This is a genomic window from Brunnivagina elsteri CCALA 953 (assembly GCF_002289455.1).
In the GTDB taxonomy this organism is placed as follows: domain Bacteria; phylum Cyanobacteriota; class Cyanobacteriia; order Cyanobacteriales; family Nostocaceae; genus Brunnivagina; species Brunnivagina elsteri.
Genome location: NZ_NTFS01000683.1, coordinates 1 through 1,935, shown reverse-complemented (window position 1 = coordinate 1,935; position 1,935 = coordinate 1). Strand labels below are relative to the sequence as shown.

2 pseudogenes are annotated in these 1,935 nt (G+C 42.8%); both read left to right on the top strand.

Annotated features, from left to right (window positions below):
- Positions 1-429 (top strand): annotated as a pseudogene (locus CK510_RS29840) (hypothetical protein); the annotation flags it as partial.
- 25 nt (positions 430-454) lie between these two features.
- Positions 455-1,935: pseudogene (locus CK510_RS29835) on the top strand (isopeptide-forming domain-containing fimbrial protein); the annotation flags it as partial.

Genomic DNA, 1,935 nt, shown 5'->3' with positions numbered 1-1,935 from the left:
TTCCGTAATACTACTAGTTACCTTGCTAATAATTTTACTAATTCTAGTAGTGTCCATCTTGCCCAACTCCGTGCTAGCTACCAACTTGGCTATCGTACAGATGTTGCAGTTGAGGGACGTTGGTTTGGACAACCGACGGAAGGTTTTAATGAATTTGGTGTTGCTGTGGAAGGTGGTTATTATGTCACCCCTGATTTCAGAATTGGACTTGGTTATGCCTTTGGAGATGTGAGCGATCGCGATTTTACTGGGTATCGTTCGGCAGGGGGACCATATTTAAATCTTACTTACAAAATTAATGAGTTATTTGGGGGATTTGGGAGACAAAAACCTGCTCCTCGACAACAGCAAGAGTCGGTTGTGAAGACTGTTGTGGATATGTCGCAGGAAAATAAAATTAGTACGGGAATTGAATCGCCAAGACGCTGAGTACGCCAAGAAATAAAGAAGAGTTATGAAATTATCTAGAGAGTATTTTTTACGAGTTTTTCGCAGTTGTGTTTTTCTATCTACAATTTTGAGTTATCAAAGTTTGCTGCTATTGGTGGAAGCAAATAGTTCTCCAGTATTCGCGCAGGTGCAACCATCCTTGTGTGCTACACCGGGTAATGATGGAGTTGGTAATAACATATCGGGGATTATTAATACTTATTTTCCTGGTGCTGTAAATACAACAGTTAGTCCTGGTTCCACATCTATTCCTGTAGGAGCAATTAATTCAAGTGGTTCTGCAACTCCTATTGCTGCTGGTGATTTGCTGCTTGTGATTCAAATGCAAGGTGCGGATATTAATAGCACTAACTTTGATAGTTATGGTGACGGTACTTCTGGTGATGGAAATGATGCTGATACTTTACTACCTCCAAGTTCAACTGTAGCTGCAAGTGGTAATCTTAATAATGGTAATTTTATTGCTGGTAACTATGAATATGTAGTTGCAACGGGAGCAATTTCTGGAGGGACAATTCCTATTAGAGGTGCTGGAACAAATAGTGGACTGATAAACTCCTACAGCAATGCACCATTTGGAACTCAAGGACAACGAACATATCAAGTTATTCGTGTACCTCAATATTCTAGTGTAACTCTAAGTTCTACCATCACAGCACCAAGATGGGATGGTTCATCGGGAGGTGTTGTAGTTTATGATATTGCCGGGAATTTAAATTTAGGTGGTGCAACTGTAGATGTTAGCGGTAGGGGATTTAGAGGTGGTGGTGCACGTGACCTTGATGGAAATACACCAGGTTTACTAAATACTGATTACCGTACTGCTTCTACTGCTGATGCCAATGGTTCTAAAGGTGAAGGAACTGCTGGTACACCGCGTTTTTTGATTAATAGAGATAATAATACATTAATCGATAATGGTGCTGCAAACGAGGGTTATCCCGATGGTAGTTATGGACGTGGCGCACCGGGAAATGCTGGTGGTGGCAGCACGGATGGAAATCCTGCTAACAGTGGTGGGAATGATGAAAATTCTGGTGGTGGTGGTGGTGGAAATGGTAGTACTGGTGGTTTAGGAGGTCGTTCTTTCAAATCGGATCGTTATGTTGGTGGTTTTGGTGGTGCTGCTTTTTCTCCTGCTTCAACTAATCGCTTAGTTATGGGTGGTGGTGGCGGCGCAGGAACCACAAATAATGGTACTAGTGACTCTCCTGGTATTGTTGGAGCTTTAGCCAGTAGTGGTGCTCCTGGTGGTGGGATGGTATTTATTAGAACAGCTACTGTTGCTGGTAGTGGGACTATTAATGCTAACGGTGCTACAGCTTTTAATGTCCTCCAAGATGGTGGTGGTGGTGGTGGTGCGGGGGGTAGTGTTGTGGTTACAGCTTTAAATAATAATTTGCCAGGTTTGACGGTAAATGCCAATGGCGGCAAAGGTGGGGATGCTAGGTTTAATCTTTTTCATGGACCTGGTGGTGGTGGTGG